11 protein-coding genes are annotated in these 17495 nt (G+C 33.5%); 5 read left to right on the top strand and 6 right to left on the bottom strand.

The features are described from left to right. Window position 1: 1 nt before the first annotated feature. From B3578_RS07810 to B3578_RS07835, 6 genes are all read right to left on the bottom strand, one after another. Window positions 2-670 (bottom strand): sialidase family protein, encoded by a 669-nt coding sequence (locus B3578_RS07810; RefSeq protein ID WP_349676201.1) that lies wholly within the window; start codon window positions 668-670, stop codon window positions 2-4. Then, window positions 648-884 carry a sialidase family protein gene (locus B3578_RS07815; RefSeq protein ID WP_257468011.1) on the bottom strand — a complete coding sequence of 79 codons (237 nt, stop codon included), beginning with the start codon at window positions 882-884 and terminating at the stop codon, window positions 648-650. The genes B3578_RS07810 and B3578_RS07815 overlap by 23 nt, the downstream gene beginning before the upstream one ends. A 243-nt stretch (window positions 885-1127) precedes the next feature. Further along, on the bottom strand, window positions 1128-3932 hold the full coding sequence (locus B3578_RS07820) for an alpha-amylase family glycosyl hydrolase (RefSeq protein ID WP_188319574.1): 2805 nt from the start codon (window positions 3930-3932) through the stop codon (window positions 1128-1130). An 88-nt stretch (window positions 3933-4020) separates the two neighbouring features. Beyond that, the gene (locus B3578_RS07825) at window positions 4021-5046 is read right to left on the bottom strand and encodes a SusE domain-containing protein (RefSeq protein WP_125349454.1); all 1026 of its coding nucleotides are present in this window, start codon (window positions 5044-5046) and stop codon (window positions 4021-4023) included. A 1-nt stretch (window position 5047) separates the two neighbouring features. Continuing rightward, window positions 5048-6673 (bottom strand): RagB/SusD family nutrient uptake outer membrane protein, encoded by a 1626-nt coding sequence (locus B3578_RS07830; protein WP_038331160.1) that lies wholly within the window; start codon window positions 6671-6673, stop codon window positions 5048-5050. A gap of 10 nt (window positions 6674-6683) precedes the next feature. Beyond that, entirely contained in the window at window positions 6684-9602 is a 2919-nt protein-coding gene (locus B3578_RS07835) for a SusC/RagA family TonB-linked outer membrane protein (protein ID WP_291047705.1), read from the bottom strand. A gap of 224 nt (window positions 9603-9826) precedes the next feature. Between B3578_RS07835 and B3578_RS07840 the strand changes: the two genes are divergently transcribed. The 5 genes from B3578_RS07840 (at window position 9827) to B3578_RS07860 (ending at window position 17474) form a co-directional block, all read left to right on the top strand. Continuing rightward, entirely contained in the window at window positions 9827-10846 is a 1020-nt protein-coding gene (locus tag B3578_RS07840; protein ID WP_038331040.1) for a LacI family DNA-binding transcriptional regulator, read from the top strand. Window positions 10847-11008: 162 nt separating this feature from the next. After that, window positions 11009-12355, top strand: a complete 1347-nt coding sequence (locus tag B3578_RS07845) for an MFS transporter (RefSeq protein WP_038331042.1) — start codon at window positions 11009-11011, stop codon at window positions 12353-12355. 5 nt (window positions 12356-12360) lie between these two features. Then, on the top strand, window positions 12361-13017 hold the full coding sequence (gene pgmB, locus B3578_RS07850; RefSeq protein ID WP_221853995.1) for a beta-phosphoglucomutase: 657 nt from the start codon (window positions 12361-12363) through the stop codon (window positions 13015-13017). Between the two features lie 27 nt (window positions 13018-13044). Then, window positions 13045-15342, top strand: coding sequence for a glycoside hydrolase family 65 protein (locus B3578_RS07855; RefSeq protein ID WP_291047708.1), 2298 nt, complete (start codon window positions 13045-13047; stop codon window positions 15340-15342). Window positions 15343-15617: 275 nt separating this feature from the next. After that, window positions 15618-17474, top strand: a complete 1857-nt coding sequence (locus tag B3578_RS07860) for a glycoside hydrolase family 13 protein (protein ID WP_291047710.1) — start codon at window positions 15618-15620, stop codon at window positions 17472-17474. Window positions 17475-17495: the final 21 nt, after the last annotated feature.

Below are 17495 nucleotides of genomic sequence, written 5' to 3' on the forward strand. Positions count from 1 at the left end.
TTTATTTTAAATCAACTACTTCAAAAAACATATCTTGGTAATCATCAGCTTCATAAAAAATACCAACTTTATTTTTTGATATATTCGTTAAAACGGAATAAGCCGAAGAATTTGGTTCAATAGTTTTGATAAAATTCCATGTTTTCGCTTGATCTTTACTTACTTTCAATCCCAGATTTTGACGATCTTTTGAATCATGCAAATTACTAAACACAATATTTTTTCCTAAAACTAATGTCGATGCATTACAAATTGGATCAATTAATTGTTCTTCCATTTTAGAAACCCACGTTTTTCCTTGATCTTTTGAGATAAATATTTTACGGAAACCAGCATTTTGAACGCGCGCATTTAACATCCAATCTTTGTTCGGAAGTTGTACAATATTTGTTTCGTCTGCTTTATCTGCAACACTCGAAATTCGTTCCCACGTTTTTCCATGATCTTTACTTCCGAATACGTAAACACCGTCTTTCAATCGAACCAATGTATTCAAAATCCAACCTTCTTTTGTGTATGCGCCACGACCAGAAGTAATGAATTTAAAATCTTTTTTCCATTCCGTTGGCGTAATTTGGTCTGTAATATCAACAGGTTTTGACCACGTTTCTCCATTGTCAGCACTTTTTACAAAATGTAATCGAAATTCATTTTTCGCAATTTTTTTGATTCATGTAATTGTAAAAAAGATAAATTTCTTTTGTCTTTTCATTCAAAACCATCGATACATCAGAAGCAGATTCTTGATCTGGAAAATCGATAACTCGCTTGATTGCTGACCATGTTTTTCCCTTGTCATCACTTTTCCTAATCACAATATTGATATTAGGATTGTAAAGTAAATCGCCACAATTTGGAACACGCTCGTCGATTGCCGCAATCAATATTCCTTTTGCTGATGTAATGATACTCTGAATGCGATAACATTTGACATCCGATTGATTTTTGATTGTAAATAAAACTTGTTTGTTGGTTTGGGCAAATCCCAGCGTATAAGCGAAGGAAAAAATGGCAAGTAGAATTTTTCTTTTTTGTCATGGTGTAAATTAACCGACAAGTTATTGATTTTTCAACGATTTGTGAAAATGAAAAGCCATCAAAACGAATTTTAATGGCTTTTTTTAAAATTAATTTTTAATCAGTTTCGCCGACGATTTTCGATTTTTAGCTTCAATGTCAAGAATGTAAATACCTTTTGGTAATTCTTTGATGTTAAATTGATGTATTGCTGAAAATTTTCCTGAAAATTCTTTGACCAACTTTCCTGATAAATCATAAATTTTTACTTTTTCTGAATTAATATTTAATGAAAAAGAGGAAGAAACTGGATTTGGAGTTACAGAGATTTTTTCTGAATTAACCTCAATATTATCTGTTGATAAATTTGCTTTTGCATTCCCGAAAATTCTAAATTCACCTGGATTTAGATTAACTGTAAATGATGAATTTGTATTGGTGACATTCAGCGTTGTTTCGTCCATCAAATTGTACCAATTTCCTGTAAATGGAAAAAGTGGCGCAATTGCTTGAGTGCTTGTTGTGAAGTTTGCAATAACAATTACCTCATATAAATCAGACGACGATAATAAATTATTTGTAATCTGAATACGCGGTTTTAAATCTCCAGATGTAATTGTATAATTATCAGTTTCGAAAACTTTGTTGTTTAATTTAAGACCAATAATTTTTGACCAAACTTCATAAACAGATTTTCTATCGGCATTTGTTAAGTAACCAATTTCGCTTGGAATAGGTTTTGGATTGGTGCGACATCCGTCATTATTTGTTCCATCTTCGCAATGATTGATCGAATAATCATATCCTAATTCTCCAAATTGCCACAACATTTTAGGACCAGGAATCGTAAATAGAACGGCACCTAAAGCTTTTTGTCTTTCTAAAGAAGTTTTTAAATCTTTTACATTATAAGTTCCTGATGATGCACCATATTGTAAATTCTTGTACATCATTCTTTCTTCATCATGACTTTCTGCGTAGGCAACCAAATGTTTTTTCGTAAAACCTTTTACAGTATGCTTCAACCAATCAAAGTTACTATCCGAAGCATATCCCATTGTATTTTGATTAAAATTATTAGTCGCTTTACCCCAAAGCATAATTCCTTTACCTTCGTTAATGCGATAATTCGCCCATTCTGTTTCCTCTTGTGCTGAACCATTATTTCCTAAATGTTCAAAAATGATGTAGGAATTCGGATCAATTGTCCATTGCATATCTGCATATTTTTTTAAAATTGCTACACGATCAGCCTGATATCCGTTTGTACAAGTTTCATCAGAAGGTGTACAATTTTGTGTAAATCCTTTTGTTAAATCCCATCTAAATCCATCAATTTTGAACTCTTCAATCCAATGTTTTAATGTACGTTGTACATAATTTTGAGTTGGTGTTAATTGATGATTTAAATCGTATCCAACATTGTAACTATGTTTTGAGGTTTGATTAACATAAGGATTTGTAGTAGTTGGTTCTCCAAAACCATCATTGTCGGGATCATTCATCCACATTCTAACCAACGGAGATCGACCATAAACATGATTTAAAGCAACATCTAAAATGATTGAAATTCCATTTTGATGACACAAATCGATGAACTCTTTCATTTTATCTGCTGGTCCATAAGCTTTATCCAAAGCAAGATGATAAGCTGTATTATAACCCCAAGAAATATTTCCTTCAAACTCCATTACGGGCATAACTTCGATTGCGTTGATGTTTAATTTTTTGAAATAATCAAAATCATCAATTAAAGATTGCCATGTTTTTGTCGAATTGAAATCACGAATTAATAATTCGTAAATCATCAAATTCTCTTTATTTGGGCGATTGAAATTTGAAACTTTCCAATTGTATTTTGCTTGATTTGTTTGTAAAACCGAAACTTCAAATTGTTGTCCAGTAGGATATACAGGCATATTTGGGTAAGTTGCTGCGGTAATATACGGATCATCATAAGGCGATAAAACTAAAGTCGAATAAGGATCTGCAGTTTTGATTCCATCACTTGTTCGATATTGAAACGTATAGATTTCACTTGCTTTAAGATTAGATAATTCAATCCAATATAAATCCTTGTTAGTTGTATCTCGATTCATCACATATTGATCAGAAAGTTGCCAATTATTGAAACTTCCGATTACATGAATGAACTCTTTTTGTGGAGCGTATAAAACCAAATATGCTTTTGTAAAATCATTATTCAAATAATTAATTCCTTCATGTAAATTAGATGGAATGGCTACATCTTTAACCGTTGGTTTGATATTAATTGTAAAAGATTTGCTTATTGTTTGACCATTAAAAGTTGCATTTAATGTATAATTCTGATTTTGTAAAATGGTATAATTTTTATCAAAAGAAGTTGAATTATTTAATGCATCAATTTGAGTTCCGTTAGCAGATAATGTCCAATTAGCAGATTTTGTAGCTATCGCTTTGATGTTAAAACTTGATCCTGAAGAAACATTTGTAATTGAATTTTCGAGCGGATTAGTTAAAGTAACTTTGAAAGAACCTACCGAAATAGAAAGATCCGTAGTTTGTTGTTTTCCATCTGCACTTCTAAAAACAACATCTATTGCTGTAATATTTTTAGAAGTATCAACTCCATAGAATTGATAAATAGATGTAGGGATTTCTAATTTGTAGGTTGATCCAGAAACGAAAGTTAATTTGGGTTGAGTGGTATTATTTCCCCAACTTTCAATTATATTTTCCCATTGTTTTCCATCAATAGTTACGCCTGTATGCGCATAAATATCTCCTGAATAATTGGCAAGACCTGTTCCTGTTTTATCGAAGTTTATTACAACTGCTTGGTTTGCTTCGGGTGGTGAAGGAGTTGTTGTAATTTGTGCTTTGGTAAAAGATATTACCATTAAAAGCATTAAAATAGATAGAATGTTTTTCATGTTTTGTGTAGTTTTAGAAAAAAGCCATTAAAAAACGTAATTGAATTTTAATGGCTTTTAAAAAATTATTTGTTGATGAGAAAAAATTTTATTGAGCTTCTACTGTATAAGTTTTCTTGTTGAAATTAGCTGTGATTTTATATTTCCCAGCTTTTATTTTGATGTTAGTACCGTCTTTGTCTGTTAATTCTCCTGCATTACTTGTACCACCAAAATTTGTTCCCCAATCATTATTTAAACGGAATTTAAATTCTCCATCTTTTAATGTTGTAGTAATAGTCCAAGCATCTAAAGTACCATCATAAGACAATTTTTGGTCTGGACCATCCCATCCGTTTGCTGTAGCGTCACCTACTAATCCCCAAGAATAATTATCTAATTTATAAGTTAGATTTGTTAAGTCCATAGTTATCTTGTAAGTACCGGCATCTACTGCGATGTTTTTACCTCCTTTTTCAAGTTTTCCATTAGATCCACCATAATCTAACTCCCATTTGTTGTCTTGACGGAATTTGATTTCACCAGCTTTTAAATCTGTATACGCTACAAATACATTTGTAACATCAGTTTTCCAAAATTGAACATCTGGCCCGTCCCAACCGTTAGGAGTAGCAGAACCAACAACACCCCAATTTGTAGATAAATCTGTTGGATATGGCGTTATTTTTAATATATTGACATTAGAAATTAACTGTTGAGAACCAGGAGTACCAACTGTAGAGACAATACGATATTCTATTTCTCCTTCTTTAAAAGGTTCTAATCCTAAAGCAATAACTGCTAAATTCAATTCTTTTACGGTAACATCAGCTGTTAATGTTGAAGTTGAAGTAAGAACTTGATGATTTTCAAAATTATCTCCTTTTACATCAATTTGTAATTCATATTTAGGAGGAGTATTTGTTCCATAATTTGCGGCACTCCAATTAAATGTCATTGCTGTATTTGCAGCATTTTCTTCTAATAATTCAATTGTTGATGAAGCAGGTGTTTCTACTTTCGGTGCAACAAAATTTGAGGGATCTAATTTGATGATATCTTCATCATCGTTACATGCGCTTAAGGCAAAAATACTCGCACAAGCTAACGAAATATATTTTATAAAATTTTTCATCTTAATAACCTGGGTTTTGAGTTAAGTTTGGATTAATGACAATAATATTGTTTGGAATTGGGAAGATAGCTTTTGTAGCATCTACAGAAGTTCCGTTTTGAACGCCTCCTTTCCAAGGCCAATTGTAATTATTTGTATATCTACTGAAACGAATTAAATCCGTTCTACGCGTTCCTTCCCAGTACAACTCTCTTGATCTTTCTGCTAAAATGAAATCTAAGTTTAATTGTCCGTCAGTAATATTACCTGATGTATTTCCGTATGCACGAGTTCTTAATTCGTTGATTAAGCTCAATGCAGTTGCACGATCACCACCAGTTCCTCCACGTAAAACAGCTTCGGCATAGTTTAAATAAACTTCTGCTAAACGAATTATAGGAACATCTGTGTCAACATATTCTCCTGTTGCGTCGTTTGCACTTTTTCCGTCTGAACGTTTATTTGACCATTTGTAAACAGCATAACCTTCTCCAAATGTACCTATGTTGTTAATTTCAAATGTTTGTCCATCTGTAAAGAACATCGCACGTTTATCTTTCCATGCAGTTGGATTTCCGTTACTGTCTTTCGTTGTTACAGCATCTGTAAATTGATTCACCAATGCTTTTGTAGAACGAGGACCTCCCCATCCACCATTTACACCATAATCAGCAGCTGTCATTTTTCCACCAATTGCAGCTTTTACTAAGAAAGTAGAACCTCCATATGTACGAGAATTATTTCCGTCAAAATTTAAAACGAAAATAGCTTCGTTCTGCGCGCCATTCGTATTGTTATCAGCTAAAAATAATTCGTCATAAGCAGAACCATTTTTATTTCCATCAGTTATGTTAAGCGTATATCCAGCTTGCATAGCCAATTTAGAATAAGTGATGGCTTCTGTATATTTTGCTTCACCAATCCAAGTTTCTGCATTTAGATATAAACGAGATAATAATGCTTCGGCAGCTGCTTTGTCTACACGTCCGTATTCGTTTGTACGACCAGCTTTTAATTCAGCTTCGATAGCTTTTAGTTCGCTTTCAACGAAAGTGAAAATCTCTTTACGATTGCTTTGTTTCGGTAATTCAGAAGAAACTTCTGTTACTAACGGAACATTCGCATATAAATCCATTAAGCTATAATAAGCATATGCTCTAATGAAACGCGCTTCAGCTACATATTCTTTCACTTCTGGAGTTGTGCTTGATAAAGCTTCAGCGTTTGCAATAAATGAATTAGAGAAAGAAACGGTTTGTGCTAAACGATAATACATCGCTTCAACAAAACTGTTACTTGCTCCCCAAGAAATCTCATGCAAGTTTGGTAAACCTGGATCTCCCCAGCCAACAATAGATTCGTCTGTTGTTAATACATTTAAGTTGAACATTAAACGAGTATATTGAGAAGCACCTTCGTCAATACCTTGAATATCTCCACTTCCCGCTGGACCTTTTTGTCCAGTAAGTGCTAAAGAAGAATATACTTTTGCTAAAGCAGATTTTGCAGTAGCAACATCTTTGAATACATCAAATTGTGTATAAGTATCTGGATCATTTGGCATTAAATCTAAATCATCATGACATGAAGAAACAGAGAAAGCCAATGCCGCAGCTAAAATATATGTTGAAATTTTAATCTTTTTCATTGTAGTTTTCTTAGAAATTAACATTTAAACCAAATACATACGTTCTCGGTCTTGGATAAAAACTATTATCAATTCCGCGGTAAATTTCAGGATCTAAACCACTGTAATTTGTGAATACAGCTACGTTTTGAACCGCTCCATAAAGACGAATATCTAATCCTTTGATTGCTTGTTTTAGGTTGTAACCTAATGTAATGTTATCAATACGGAAGAAAGATGCATCTTCTATAAAGTGGTCACTTAACAAATTAGTTTCTGTGATACTTGTGAAACCTGTGTTGTAGTAGCTTGAAAGCACATTAGATAAATAGTTTTGACCATTTCCTGTCGCTTTTTTGCTGTAACCTTTAGACGAAGCCATGTTATTGTAAGCATAGTTTCCGATATTAGCACGAGCAGTTGCACTTAAATCCCAATTTTTGTAACGGAAGAATGTATTGAATCCCATTGTTACTTTTGCGAAAGGACTTTTGTGAATATAACGGTCTTTTTCGTTGATGATTCCGTCGTTGTTCAAATCTTCGTAAGCTCCTTCGATAGGCTTTCCGTTTGCATCATAAATTTGTTTGTATACGTAGAAACTAAATGGTTCTTCTCCTTCACGTTGAATTTGAATATTGTTACCAGTTCCTCCATCGATACCACCTGTTATATTATCAGTAGGTAAGTTGACAATTTTATTATCATTAAAAGCGATGTTGTATCCAAAAGACCAATCAAAATCTTTTGTTTTTACGATATCAGCATTGATGCTAAATTCGATTCCTTTATTTTCCATATCACCGATATTTTTATCGATCATATTTCCAAAGTTTGTAAATGGATCTACATAAACACTCGCAATTAAATCACTTGTTTTTTTCTTGTAAACGTCTAATGTACCATAGATTCTATTTTTGAATAAAGAGTAATCAATACCAGCATTTAATGTACTAGAAATTTCCCATTTTAAATCACCATTAAATGGTTGAGGACGATAAGTTTGATAGAATGTTGAACCAAATTGATAATAAGCAGTTGATTCTGATCCTTGATAACGCGTTAAGAATTGGAAGTTTCCTAATCCGTTCACATTACCAACTTTACCATATCCAACACGTAATTTCAAATCATTTACAACAGAACTTCCTTTCAAGAATTCTTCTTTAGAGATATTCCATGCAATAGCTGCAGAAGGGAAATAACCCCATTGGTTGTCATGGCTTAATTTTGATGAAGCATCTGCACGCATAGTAGCTGTTAAGATGTAACGATTATCAAAATTATAGTTTAAACGTCCGAAGTATGATAGTAAAGAATAGTGATCACGGTCTACGAATGTAAATTGATCAGAACCTTGTTGTTCTAATTCACTATCGTAATTGGTGTTGTATGTATTAAAGTATTGATAACTGTAACCTCCAACAACAGTTAATCCGTGTTGTCCAAAATCTTTGTTGAATGTTAAATATGCATCAAATAATTTGTTGTAGAATTGTGCGCTAAATGTTGTTTTAGAACCATCCCATGTCAAAGAAGAGTTTGGCATATTTGCAGTTGTTACATTACGTCCATTCGCATTAGAAATATCATAACCTACATTAACTGTTGCAGTAACAGATGGTAAGAAATGTAATTTATAATCCATTTTTGCATTTCCTACAAAACGACGAACTTCTGATGTATCTCTGTTTTCGTTGATTAATGCAACTGGGTTAGTTGGCGCTAAATTGTGTTTAACAGATCCGTCCATCCAAGTGTGGTAACCTCCAAATATATTTGCTCCAGAATAAACTGGTTGAGTTGGATCATACTCTAAAGCAGCTCCAATTGCACCTCTGTTTGCAAATTGATTTTCGATATAAGAACCTCGAGCATTCAATTCAAATTTTAAGTGATCATCTAAGAAAGATGGACTTAAGTTCATAGAAGCTGTTGTACGATTGATGTTATCTCCTTTCAAAATACCATCTTGATCTGTGTTAGAAATAGAAAAACGAGACGGCATTTTACCTCCAATATTTCCTGTTGCACTAAAGTTGTGATCAAAACCTACAGCTGTTCTATAAATTTCTTTTTGCCAATCTGTATTTGCGTTACCTAAACGAGAAATTTCGTCAGCTGTTCCTACAGATTTTACCAATTCACGGAATTGATCTGCATTCATTACATCAATATAACCTTCTGGTTGATAAATTGATGTAATTGAATTATAATTAAAACGGAATTTTTTTCCTTTTCCTTTTTTAGTTGTAACCATTACAACCCCATTCGCAGCACGAGAACCATAAATGGCAGTTGCAGAAGCATCTTTCAAAATAGTCATCGTTTCGATGTCGTTAGGATTTAAGAAATCCAAAGGATTTCGAGAACCTCCAATATTTACTTCAGATAAAGGAACACCATCAACTACATATAATGGTTGAGAGTTTAATGATAACGAACTATTACCACGAATGATAATGTTTTGACCGTCACCAGGAGCTCCACCAGCAGATGTTACCACAACACCAGCGATTTTCCCTGTCATTAATTCTTGCGCAGAAGTGATTGATCCTTTGTTGAAATCTTCTGAATTTAATTGATTTACAGAACCTGTGACATCTTCTTTTTTAGCTGTACCATATCCAATTACAACTACTTCTTTCAAGTTTTCTGTCGTTTTAGACATACGAAGTTGTAATTGCGTTTGTCCCGCAAAAGTTATTTCTTGATCGTCATAACCAAAAAAACTGATAACAATTATATCACCATCGTTCGCTTCTAATGTAAAATTTCCTTTTTCATCAGAAACTGTCGATTCTCCTGTTGTAATGTTCGAAACATCTGCACCAGCTAAAACCGTGTTATTAGCGCTATCTTGTACTGTTCCTTTTATCGCAGTTTGTGCAGATAAAATAGCAGGGCTTGATAAAACTAATGCTAGAAGAGATTGTTTTAAAATCCTCATATATTTTTTGTTTTGTTTCGTTAATTATTAATTTATATTTTTACTTCTCATTACCAAATATAAGTTGTTTAATTGATTGATTGTGTATGTAATACACTAACTAGTTAAACGAAAACGTTTTCGTGTTAATAAATAATTAAATTAATTGTTATAGCATGTTAATTTTTAATAAAAAAGACGGAAATTAGTAGAATAAGATTGATGGTTAAGGTAGAAAGAAGATTATGAAAAAGAATTTGACATTAAAACAGATTGCAAAAGAGTTAGATGTTTCGATATCAACGGTTTCTAAGGCGTTGAAAAATAGCGAAGAGATTAGTGCTGTAACGAAACAAAAGATTCAGGCATTTGCAAAATTATACAACTACAAACCGAATAATATAGCATTAAGTCTAAAGAATCGTAAAACGAAAACCATTGCCGTGATTATTCCCGAAATCGTTCACGATTTTTTTGCGATGGTAATTAGTGGAATCGAAAATTTAGCCAATCAATATGGTTATAATGTCTTAATATGTTTGTCAAATGAATCGTACGAACGTGAAGTGATTAATATGGAGATGCTTGCAGCGGGTAGTATAGACGGATTTGTGATTTCTCTTTCGAAAGAAACTCAAGCCAAAAAAGATTATCATCATATCAAAGAAATCATCAACCAAGGAATGCCAGTTGTGATGTTCGACCGTGTAACGCGTGAGGTTTATACTGATAAAGTGATTATTGATGATGTACTTGCGACACAAGAAGCAATTCAGTATTTTATAAGTAAAGAACGCAAGAAAATCGGTTTTATCACAACGCCAGATTATATAAGTGTTGGACGCTTAAGAACCGAAGGATATAAAAGAACATTAGAAGCGAATGGAATTGCAGTTGACGAAAACTTGATTTTGCGTGTAGAAGACGAGAGTCAGTTGGACACTATGATTGATGAGTTTTTCGAAAAAAATAAATTTGACGCAGTAATGGCAGTAAATGAATTATATGCCGTAAAAGTGTTGAGAGCAGCACTGAAAAAAGGAATCAAAGTGCCAGAAGAATTACATTTAATAGCTTTTACAGATGGTGTAATTTCCAAGAACTCAATTCCAAGCATTTCTACAGTCAAACAAAATGCATTCAAAATGGGTGAGATTGCAGCGCGTTTATTGATTCAAAAATTAGAGTCAGAAAACGAGCATGAGCATTACATTACCGAAGTTGTCGGAACAGAATTATTACACAGAGAAACTACAACGATTTAGTAAGTTTTTTTTGGTTAAATAATTGTTACAGTTGCAATAATCCCAAAAAAAAGTTTTAACATTGTAAACAAATCAAAACATATTTTTACTTCTCAAATTACAAAAATATAGTTTTGATAAGCATAAAACGCTTATCGTAAAATACATAAAAAAATTACGATAATGAGAAAGCGTAGATTAGGATTTCTTGAAATCTGGAATTTAAGTTTCGGATATCTAGGAGTTCAAATGGGTTTCGCCTTGCAAAACGCAAATGCGAGCCGTATTCTAAGTTCATTTGGTGCCGATGTGCACGAATTGTCTTGGTTTTGGATTGTTGCACCGCTAATGGGATTGATTGTTCAACCTATTATTGGTCATTATTCAGATAATACTTGGTCTAAATTTGGACGAAGAAAACCATACTTTTTAGTAGGAGCTTTATTGGCTTCTTTCGGATTAATCTTAATGCCACAAGCAGGTGCATTTACGGCATTGATGCCTGCATTATGGATGGGTGCTGGATTCTTGATGATAATGGATGCTTCATTCAATATCGCGATGGAACCGATGCGTGCATTTGTAGCAGATATGTTGCCTTCGGATCAACGTACATTAGGATATTCAATTCAAACTGTAATTATTGGTTTAGGAGCTGTTGTCGGTTCGTGGTTGCCTTATATTTTGAGCAACTGGTTTGGTGTTTCAAGTATTGCAGCGGAAGGAGAAGTTCCGTTTCACTTAATTTTATCATTCATTATTGGAGCAATTGCAATTATTGTAACCGTTTTAATTACCATTTTTACAACAAAAGAATATTCGCCAGAAGAATTAGACGCTTTCGAAAAAGCAGAAGGTAGAGAACCAATTGTTGAAGAAAAAGCAAGCTTAACACAGATTTTTACCGATTTTGGGAATATGCCAAAAACGATGAAACAATTAGGTTTGGTACAGTTCTTTACGTGGTTTGCATTATTCGGTATGTGGGTATTTGCTACGCCTGCAATCGCTCATCATGTGTACGGTTTGTCTTTGAGTGATACACATTCAGAAACGTACCAAAAAGCAGGGGATTGGGTTGGAATTATCTTCGGAGTTTACAACGGAATTTCTGCAATATTCGCCTTCTTTTTACCAGCAATAGCCTTAAAATTTGGTCGAAAAACAACACATGCTATTTCATTAATTTGTGGAGGATTAGGATTAATTTCAATCTATTTTATTCACGATCCAAAATTACTAATCCTTTCCATGATCGGAGTAGGAATCGCTTGGGCAAGTATCTTATCGATGCCTTATGCAATTTTAGCGGGAGCAATTCCAGCGAAAAAAATGGGTGTTTACATGGGAATTTTCAATTTCTTCATTTGTATGCCTCAAATCGTCAACGCATTGTTAGGCGGTCCAATTGTAAAATATTTATATCACGATAATCCAATTTTCGCCATTGTTACCAGCGGTGTTGCGCTAATTATTGCAGCACTTTTTGTAACGCGCGTAAAAGATGTGGATGAACCAATCAAAGCATAATCATTTTGAAAACTAAAGCATTTATTTTTGATTTAGATGGTGTCATCGTCGACACTGCAAAGTACCATTATTTAGCATGGAAAAAATTAGCGAATAATCTAAACATCGATTTTACGCACGAACATAACGAATTATTGAAAGGTGTTTCTCGTGTGCGATCATTAGAAATTATTCTTGGATTGGGAAATGTTGAAGCTTCTGATGAGCAGAAAAACGAATGGTTAATTCAGAAGAACAAAGAATATTTAGAATACATTGATAAGATGGACGATTCTGAAATTTTACCAGGCGTTATGGACGTTTTAAACTTTCTAAAAGAAAACAATCAACCAATTATTTTGGGATCAGCTTCTAAAAATGCACGTCCAATTTTAGAGAAAGTTAATATTCTAAATTATTTCGATGATATCGTAGATGGAAACGATGTTTCTAACGCAAAACCAGATCCAGAAGTTTTTATCGTTGGAGCGAAAAAAGCGAATCAAACAAACGAAAATTCAATTGTATTTGAAGATTCTGTTGCAGGAATTGAAGCAGCAAATGTAGCAGGAATGACAAGCATCGGAATTGGAGAAGCTTCGGTTTTGAATGAAGCGAAATACAACTTTAAAAATTTTACTGAAATCTCAGAGGATTTCTTGGTCGAATTAATCAATCAATAATTATACAAACTACATACAACTAACAAAATGAATCAAGATTATATCATCCCGAATGCGTGGTCAATTATCGAAGAAGGGTTTGAAAAAGATCGTGTAAAATCGTCTGAAAGTTTATTTTCTATTGGTAATGGAGCAATGGGACAACGTGCCAATTTCGAAGAATTTTATTCAGGTGATACATTTCAAGGAAGCTATATTGCCGGCGTTTATTATCCTGACAAGACAAAAGTGGGATGGTGGAAAAACGGTTATCCAGAATATTTTGCAAAAGTATTAAATGCGCCAGTTTGGATTGGAATTGACATCGAAATTAACGGTGAAAAATTTGATTTAAACACTTGTAAAGAAGTTAAAAATTTCCGTCGCGAATTGAATATGAAAGAAGGTTTATTGGATCGTTCATTTATTGCGATTTTACCTTCAGGATTAGAAATTGAGGTTTTTGTTCGACGTTTTCTTTCTGCTAATTTAGATGAATTAGGAGCAATTAAATATGACATCAAACCAATCAATGGTGATGCGAAAATTGTCTTCAAACCTTATGTTGATGCAGCTGTAAAGAACGAAGATGCGAACTGGGAAGAGATTTTTTGGGAACCAATTTTTTCTGAAATTAAAGGTGAACAAGGTTTTGTACAAGGGCGTACGTTCAAAACTCATTTTGAAGTCGTAACATTTATGCAGAATAAAATCTTGGTAAATGGAAGTTATCAACAAAATACACCAACAAGTGATGTTAAAACTGAAACAAAAGTAGAATTTACATATGAAGTTGAGGTAAAAGCGAATGATACCGCGACAATTGAGAAATTTGGAGGTTATGTTGTTTCGACAAATCATCCTAAAAATGAATTAATTAACGCTGCCGAAAATGTATTATCTCAAGCAAATGAACAAGGTTATGAACAATTGTTAATAAACCAAAAAGAAGCTTGGGCAAAGATTTGGGAAATGGCTGATATCACTATAGAAGGTGATACAAAAGCGCAACAAGGTATTCGTTTTAATATTTTTCAATTAAATCAAACGTATTCTGGAAAAGATGCGCGTTTAAATATCGGTCCAAAAGGCTTTACAGGAGAGAAATACGGAGGTTCTACCTATTGGGATACAGAAGCGTATTGTTTGCCATTTTATATGGTAACAAAAAATCAAGAAGTTGCGCGAAACTTATTAATGTATCGTTTTAATCAATTGGATAAAGCGATTGAAAATGGAGAGAAATTAGGTTTCAACAAAGGAGCAGCTTTGTATCCGATGGTTACGATGAATGGTGAAGAATGCCACAACGAATGGGAAATTACATTCGAGGAAATTCACCGAAACGGAGCGATTGCATTTGCGATTTACAATTATGTTCGTTTTACGGGAGATCAAACCTACATTCCTGAAGCTGGTTTAGAAGTTTTATTAGGAATTGCACGTTTTTGGAAACAGCGTGTGAATTGGTCAAACGAGAAAAAACAATATGTGATGTTAGGTGTTACGGGACCTAACGAATACGAAAATAACGTTAACAACAATTTCCATTCTAATTATTGTGCACAATGGTGTATGAATTATTTGTTGGAACAAGTTGAAAATGTCAAAACAAATTATCCAGAAGATTTTGCTCGTATCGCTGCAAAGAGAAATATTACTGATGCTGAATTAGCAGAGATGAAAGAAGTTGCATCGAATATTTATTTTCCTTTTAGCGAAGAATTAGGAATTTATTTACAGCAAGATGGTTTCTTGGATAAAGATTTAACACCTGTTTCTGAATTACCAAAAGAAGAACGTCCAATTAATCAAAAATGGTCTTGGGACAGAATTTTACGTTCGGCTTACATCAAACAAGCTGACGTTTTACAATCGTTCTATTATTTTGAAGATCAATTCTCAAGAGATCAATTAGAAAAACATTTTGATTTTTACGAACCATTAACGGTTCACGAATCATCATTATCGCCTTGTGTTCATTCCATCCAAGCAGCAACGTTAGGAAGAATGGAGCAAGCATATACATTTTATTTGAGAACTTCTCGTTTAGATTTAGATGATTATAACAAAGAAGTTCACGAAGGATTACACATCACATCTATGGCTGGAACTTGGATGTCGATTGTAGAAGGATTTGGTGGAATGCGTGTGAAAAACGATCAATTGTATTTTGAGCCGCGTTTACCAGAACAATGGGAAGGTTTTTCGTTCAAAGTCAATTTCCGTCATCAAATCCTAAAAGTTATTGTAAATAAAGGAGAAACAATTTTTGAACTGGAAGGAACAGAACCGTTAGAGGTTTATGTTTTCGACCAGAAAGTAGTTGTTCAGCCTTCGATTTAATAAAGGGAATCTAATACCTTGAAGGCTTCGGTTTTCAGGGTATTTTTATTTAGAATAGATGTTTTAAGTTCTAAGTTTATTCTGAAAACGTATTTTAAAAAAGTCATCCTGAATTCATTTCAGGATCGCATGAAGAAGAGAATGAGAAGCTGAAACAAGTTCAGCTGGACAGAGAATTTAAAAAGATTCTTTGATAAACTCAGAATGACAAGTTCATTAACGACAATAAAGTAAATGTCATTCCGCAGAATGGAGGAATCTAAAAAACAAAACACATGAAAAAAATACTATTATTATCATCTTTCCTATCAACATTTGCTTTTGCACAGATTCAAAAAGTAGAGCCAATGTTTTGGTGGAAAGGAATGAAAAATCCAGAAGTTCAAATTCTGGTTTATGGAAAAGATATTAGTAAATACAATATTGAATTATCGGATAATGTAAAAATTCAAAATTTACAGAAAACTGAAAATCCAAATTATGTTTTTGTAACGATTAATACGAATGAAGTAAACAAATCATCATTCAAAATTAACATCAAAAACAAAAATAAAATCGTTGATTCGTATACATACGAGTTAAAAGATCGTCAACCAAATTCAGCGAATCGTTCATCGTTTTCATCAAAAGATGTGGTGTATTTAATTATGCCGGATCGTTTCGCCAATGGAGATGAAAGCAATGATTCGAAAAAAGAATTGCGTGAGAAAGTTAATCGTCAATTGCCAGGTGGTCGTCACGGAGGAGATTTACGAGGAATTATCAACAACTTAGATTATATCCAAAATTTAGGAGCCACTGCAGTTTGGTTAACTCCAGTAAACGAAGACAATGAAAAAGAATATTCGTATCACGGGTATGCTCAAACCGATTTATATAAAATTGATGGTCGTTACGGGACAAACGAAGAATACCGTGAATTGTCTCAGAAATTGAATCAACGTGGAATGTATTTGATTCAAGATTATGTCACGAATCACTGGGGAATCTCACATTGGATGATTCAGGATTTACCTTCAAAAGATTGGATCCATACATTTCCAGAAGGAGAAAATGGATTCCGTCGTTCGAATTATAGAACAACAACCCAATTTGATCCTAATGCTTCAGAGATTGATAAAATAGGCGCATTAAATGGTTGGTTCGATACGACGATGCCAGACATCAATCAAGCAAATCCATTAGTATTAAAGTACATCACTCAAAATGCCATTTGGTGGATAGAATATGCCGAATTAGGAGGTTTACGTGTAGATACATATCCTTACAATAACAAAGAAGGAATGGCAACTTGGGTAAAAGCAATTACAGATGAATATCCCAATCTAAATGTAGTAGGAGAGGCGTGGATGCATTCGCCAGCTCATGTATCGTATTGGCAAAAAGATTCGAAAATCGGTGAAATGGCGGGGTACAATTCGAATTTACCAGCGGTGATGGATTTTTCGTTGTATGCAAATATGACGAAAGCTTTTCAGGAAGAAGAATCGTGGGATAAAGGTTTGGTGAAAATCTACGAATCATTCACGAATGATTTCTTATATCCAGACATCAATAATTTATTGGTCTTTTTTGAAAATCACGATACCGAACGTTGGAACGAAATCTACAAAGGAGATATTAAGCCGTATCAACTAGCAACGACTTTAATCGGAACGGTTCGTGGAATTCCACAAATTTATTACGGCACTGAAATCGGTATGGCTGGAGATAAAAATACTGGTGGAGATGCAGCAATTCGTCAAGATTTTCTTGGTGGTTGGAAGTCTGATACACAAAATGCATTTAATCCAAATTCACGAACAGCAACGCAAAAAGCGTTCTATGATTTTACAGCGAAAGTATTCAATTGGCGTAAAAATAAAGAGGTGATTCATTCCGGTAAAACCAAACATTATGCACCAATCAATGATGTCTATGTGTATTTCCGATACAATGACAACGAATCGGTAATGGTGATTTTAAATAATAAATTAGATAAGCAAACCCTCCAATTGGATCGTTTTGAAGAATCGATCAAAGGATATCATACTGGAAAAGATATTTTATCGAATCAAGATTTCACAATTCATCCAAACGGTGAAATCACAATTGATGGAAAATCTTCGATGATTATTGAATTGATGAAATAGAATTACTGTCACACTGAGCTT

Source organism: Empedobacter sp. UBA1574, assembly GCF_002322895.1.
GTDB classification, from domain to species: domain Bacteria; phylum Bacteroidota; class Bacteroidia; order Flavobacteriales; family Weeksellaceae; genus Empedobacter; species Empedobacter falsenii_B.

Coding starts and splice junctions, on each gene's coding strand:
- B3578_RS07820 (WP_188319574.1), bottom strand. CDS start 3,932: ATGAAAAACATTCTATCTATTTTAATGCTTTTAATGGTAATATCTTTT.
- B3578_RS07825 (WP_125349454.1), bottom strand. CDS start 5,046: ATGAAAAATTTTATAAAATATATTTCGTTAGCTTGTGCGAGTATTTTT.
- B3578_RS07830 (WP_038331160.1), bottom strand. CDS start 6,673: ATGAAAAAGATTAAAATTTCAACATATATTTTAGCTGCGGCATTGGCT.
- B3578_RS07835 (WP_291047705.1), bottom strand. CDS start 9,602: ATGAGGATTTTAAAACAATCTCTTCTAGCATTAGTTTTATCAAGCCCT.
- B3578_RS07840 (WP_038331040.1), top strand. CDS start 9,827: ATGAAAAAGAATTTGACATTAAAACAGATTGCAAAAGAGTTAGATGTT.
- B3578_RS07845 (WP_038331042.1), top strand. CDS start 11,009: ATGAGAAAGCGTAGATTAGGATTTCTTGAAATCTGGAATTTAAGTTTC.
- B3578_RS07855 (WP_291047708.1), top strand. CDS start 13,045: ATGAATCAAGATTATATCATCCCGAATGCGTGGTCAATTATCGAAGAA.
- B3578_RS07860 (WP_291047710.1), top strand. CDS start 15,618: ATGAAAAAAATACTATTATTATCATCTTTCCTATCAACATTTGCTTTT.